Below are 4,202 nucleotides of genomic sequence, written 5' to 3' on the forward strand. Positions count from 1 at the left end.
AATCAGATTGGAAAGGCCAGAAAGCACGTCTTTAGGGTGCTTGTACTGGGTGTACTCTAAGCACTTGGTCATCTCTAAATAAAACTCGTCCTTTTTGGGTTTTAATATGTTGATTATGAAGCCAAAAACCCGAATAGCAGACTTTGGAAGTTCCCAAAATGCGGTGAATTGGCTTAGGTACAGCTTGGCGAATTTCTCCTCGTCTACCTCAACAAACTTCATAAAGGCAGTATGCCCTACTACCTCGCTATCGGAGTTCACTATCATCTGGATTTCATCCCGGTTTTTTGACCGCATGACCTGGGTTTTGCGGATTACTTTGATGTCCTCAATAGCCTTTTCGATAAAGGGATTTTCTTTAAAAGCCTCGTACTTTTTTACCGATTTATAGGCCATGATGGTAAATTTTATTTACCACAAACGTACAAAGCATTTACCAAACAGCACATATTTTTGGTAAATTTTATTTACCAAAAAAGACTAATATCTGGAAAACTCTATTTACCAGGTTGGTAAATCATTTTTACCAAGGTGGTAAATGACCCCTACTGAGTATCAGTTAGTTAGACGTGTTTGCTTCTTAGACTCTTAAAAGGCGGTAAAAACGGGTGTTTTTTGGTGTTTTTCTCGATGGTCAATAAGCCGAACTTTTGAGCCGAACTTTTGAGCTTTTAGCGGGGTGACTTTACCCCCCTATGCTCGGCCCCTTATCCCGGCCCTTGCTCTGTCCTTTCTCGGCCTTCAGCTCCTGGCCTCGACGCTCGGCCCCGGCCTGCCGGTGCTCCCGGTCGTGGCTGTCCTCCTGCACCGTTACCCCGGTCCACTTCTGCGCCTTGTTCAGCAGCTCGTTTATGCTGGGGATGGTCGGCTGGGTGTGCTGGTACACAATTTCGACCTGCACCCGCCCATCGGCCTGCACCTGGCCCGGCCGGACACCGGCCCGCACGTCCAAAAAGTGCTTTTTGATGGTTTCCAAGTCTTTAGACTCCATTTCCAGCATGGCGCGGCCCTCGTGGGACTGCTGGCCACGCACCTGGCGCTCGGTCTGCTCGGCAGCCAGCTTGCCGGCGACCGACTGCGCGAACTCGGCGGCCCTCGTGCGCTCATAAGTTGCTGTGAGCTGCGGAGCTAAATCTAATCCGTTGGGCTTTAAGTCTTTGCTATTGAAAACAGCACCATTTTTTTCATTTACTAGCCCCTCTCTCCCTACCGCCCAACCCGCTTTTTTAAGCTCCTCGACGAACATCGCCTGGTCGCGTATCGGCTTGGTTAGTGCCTTTTCTACCACGCTAACCAACTCATGCCGAATCTTTTCCGTCCGTAGCTTGCCCTCTCCCTCCAACTGTTTGCTCAGCGTGCCGCCACCCTGGGCGAGCTGCACGGCCAGGCGTTCCCGCTGGTTGTACAGCCAATCCACCTGCGTATCACGCTCCTGCAAGCCGGTGAAATGGCCCTGTTTTAGCCCCTCTGACGTACCCAATTGCTTTTGTAAGGTCTTGACCTGCTCAGCGGCGGCGGTGTTCTTCTGGGCCAATTCTGCGAGCTTTTCCACCCGTTGCCGCTCCTGGGCCTGCACCTGCGCTACCCGTTGGGCAATTTCGGCGTTGATGCGGGCCTCCTGTTCGGCCTTCCAGGTGTCGCGGCCCATCAGAGGCACGTCGTCCAGTTTGAACGGTTCGCGCACGGTCGCCGCTGCGGGCCTGCTCAGCTCGGCCACCTGGCGGGCGTTCTCCGCCTCCTGGCCGTACTGCCGGCGCATGGGCTGGTGCTCGGCCTGGCTGTGCTCGATGCCCCGGCTCATGCCGTAGGGCTGCATGGCCTGGGCGTAGTCGGTTTGCAGCTCGCGCAAAGTTTGACGGGTGAAAATATCCTTCGCGCTCAGCCGCCCATCCTGGGTAATGGGCACGATGACGGCGTGAACGTGCGGGGTCTTTTCGTCCTGGTGCAGGGTGAACGAAACCACATTTTTCTCCCCAAACTTCTCCTTCAAAAAATTCAAATTGTCCTGCGCCCATTTGCTGTTAGAGTAGTCGGCGGGGCGCCCATCCTGGCCACGAATAAACGCCTCCGGGCTGCCGGTCATGATGACCTCCACGGCGCGCACCTGGTCAACTCGCACCTTGCGCGTAACGACCTCACCAATGCGGGCCTCCGCCAACGTCCAGTAGTCCGTTTTCTCGTGGTTGAGGTATTCCTTATTGGGGTGCTGCGGGGCCGGGTCGGCGTTGCTCACCTCGTGCTGGCGGTAGTTGTGGGTGGTCGCGTTGTGGGCGTGTACCTGGCTCGTGAGCTTGGCAATGCGGATGATAGCGTAGGCCATAAAGGGGGCGGTGGGGAAGAAAGGGAACCAGCAGGCAGCTTAGCCTTATGCCTTTTTTATCCATGCCCGGAACGGGCAAGCTGGGAGAGAAGATGCCCCCGAAGGGGCGCACGACCAAATTAGGGCAAGGGGGCTAAAGCCCCCTTGCCCTAATTTGGTCTAGTGTGTTACACCATTTGAACAATGGCCGCACGACACCCGAAAGATACCGAAACTTTGCCTTACCTTCGTCCTGCTCGCCCGAAGCGGACCTGACCAGTGGGGACACTATCAGGAAGGAATACGGCAGTGCTAAAAATGCCTGGAGCCCCCGGTTAACAGTGTTGAAGGTTCGCCCTCTACTGTTCAGTCGGGGGTTCTTTTTTCCCTTTTGTTTTCTGTCGAGCTGCGGGCCTCTTTCCTCCCCTACTGCCCCTTACTATCTCGGCCAACTCAAACTTTAGAACTTCTGGTTCTGGTGGCTTAATAGGGATAGTAGGAGGCGCCTTCTTAGTGAAAGTTAGCCCTACCCGGTTACTATCCCCGTCATAAATTAAGCTCAACAGCACACCACAAGGATAGTCAAAACCTGCTTTGGCCTTGTAATTCTCATCAAGACCAAAGTAGGTTTCAACGCATAATCTAGAACTTACACAATCTCGGAAAATCTCCTGTAAAAGTGCAAAATCAGCCTTCCTGCTTATCTTAGCTTGTAAGAGCAAGTTTGCTTCTCGGAGTTCTATTCGGTGGATGGTGACCCCCATAGATTGGACATTAATCTGCTCACCTCAGCTTGCCCGTTCCGGGCATGGATAAAAAGGCATGGGCTAAGCTGCCTGTCCATCTATACTGTGAGCCTGATGCACCCCGAATGAGGATGGTGCCGGGTGGGTGCACGGCGGGCAGGGGTACCGCCAGGTGGATATTGAGTACCGTGCCGCTGGCCGTCTGCTGCGTATCGAGCCCAGCGATGTCAGCAGTTACTACGCGTAGGGCAAGGTCTTCGAGTGGCAGGCCTTCGAGCTGGTAGCTGACTGGCCCGCGCAGTTCTAGGCCCCGCCCAATGGCCGCCAGCGACTCGGTTTTAAGTTTCGACTTTACATGGGGTTTGAGCGTAATGGCGATAATGCCGTGCGCGGTCAGGCTACGCCACTTGGTGGGCGCATCAGGGCCTTTATACACGTTAATGTTGGCAATGTCCTGCGGATTTATCTGCGCCAGGCTCCTTCCCACAATAATGCAGGAGTTGATAAGGAACACTGGTTGCGGCCGAATAGTCCGGGACGGCTGGTCAGGCACTGGTACGGTCTGCCGGGCATTAGGCTGCTCGGTAATGTCAGTGCCTAGCGGCGCCGGCAGGACTACCTGAGGAGCTACCGGGGTCAGCGGTGCAATAGTAGGGCGCTGGGCCAGTACGGAACCAGCGCTGCCAAGGGCGGCTAGCAGGAGCAAAAGCTTGCGGGAGCACATAGTGGGCACGAGTTGGCGAAGGAGGTACAAGGTAGGCGATGGTGACTGCTGGCTAGGCGCTTAGCGGGGTTTTATGTTCCAATTCTAGTGCAATCCCGGTTAGACTAAACACTTTTTGACGGTGGGTTAGCTCGTTGCCTCACTTGGGTTCAATTCTTTATGAAAAAGGTCAAGCTGGGCCTTATTAGCCTCTTTTTTCTTCTTGATATAGGTTTTGGCAAACGTAACTCGGTCGCCGTTAAACACAACTAGAGGGTTGATAAAGTACTTAAAATGACTATCACTACGCGCAATTATGCCGCATTCAATCAGATTGGAAAGGCCAGAAAGCACGTCTTTAGGGTGCTTGTACTGGGTGTACTCTAAGCACTTGGTCATCTCTAAATAAAACTCGTCCTTTTTGGGTTTTAATATGTTGATTATGAAGCCAAAA

The 4,202-nt window shown here is 53.5% G+C and carries 5 protein-coding genes; all 5 read right to left on the reverse strand.

Features of this window, described 5'->3' with window-relative positions; all coding sequences use genetic code 11:
* On the reverse strand, positions 1-396 hold a 396-nt coding region (locus tag E5J99_RS20700; RefSeq protein ID WP_135499708.1), incomplete at its 3' end, for a RepA protein.
* Positions 397-685: 289 nt separating this feature from the next.
* Positions 686-2,320, reverse strand: coding sequence for a MobV family relaxase (mobV, locus tag E5J99_RS20705; protein ID WP_135499709.1), 1,635 nt, complete (start codon positions 2,318-2,320; stop codon positions 686-688).
* 338 nt (positions 2,321-2,658) lie between these two features.
* Positions 2,659-3,063 carry a hypothetical protein gene (locus E5J99_RS20710; RefSeq protein WP_135499710.1) on the reverse strand — a complete coding sequence of 135 codons (405 nt, stop codon included), beginning with the start codon at positions 3,061-3,063 and terminating at the stop codon, positions 2,659-2,661.
* Positions 3,064-3,082: 19 nt separating this feature from the next.
* Positions 3,083-3,751, reverse strand: a complete 669-nt coding sequence (locus tag E5J99_RS20715) for a hypothetical protein (protein WP_135499711.1) — start codon at positions 3,749-3,751, stop codon at positions 3,083-3,085.
* A gap of 144 nt (positions 3,752-3,895) precedes the next feature.
* On the reverse strand, positions 3,896-4,202 hold a 307-nt coding region (locus E5J99_RS21690; protein WP_449549672.1), incomplete at its 5' end, for a hypothetical protein.

Origin of the sequence: Hymenobacter elongatus (assembly GCF_004745955.1) — a bacterium.
Taxonomy (GTDB): domain Bacteria; phylum Bacteroidota; class Bacteroidia; order Cytophagales; family Hymenobacteraceae; genus Hymenobacter; species Hymenobacter elongatus.

What these genes read in the sequence shown, in the direction of transcription:
- mobV (WP_135499709.1), bottom strand. Translation starts at nt 2,320, where the DNA reads ATGGCCTACGCTATCATCCGCATTGCCAAGCTCACGAGCCAGGTACAC.
- E5J99_RS20710 (WP_135499710.1), bottom strand. Translation starts at nt 3,063, where the DNA reads ATGGGGGTCACCATCCACCGAATAGAACTCCGAGAAGCAAACTTGCTC.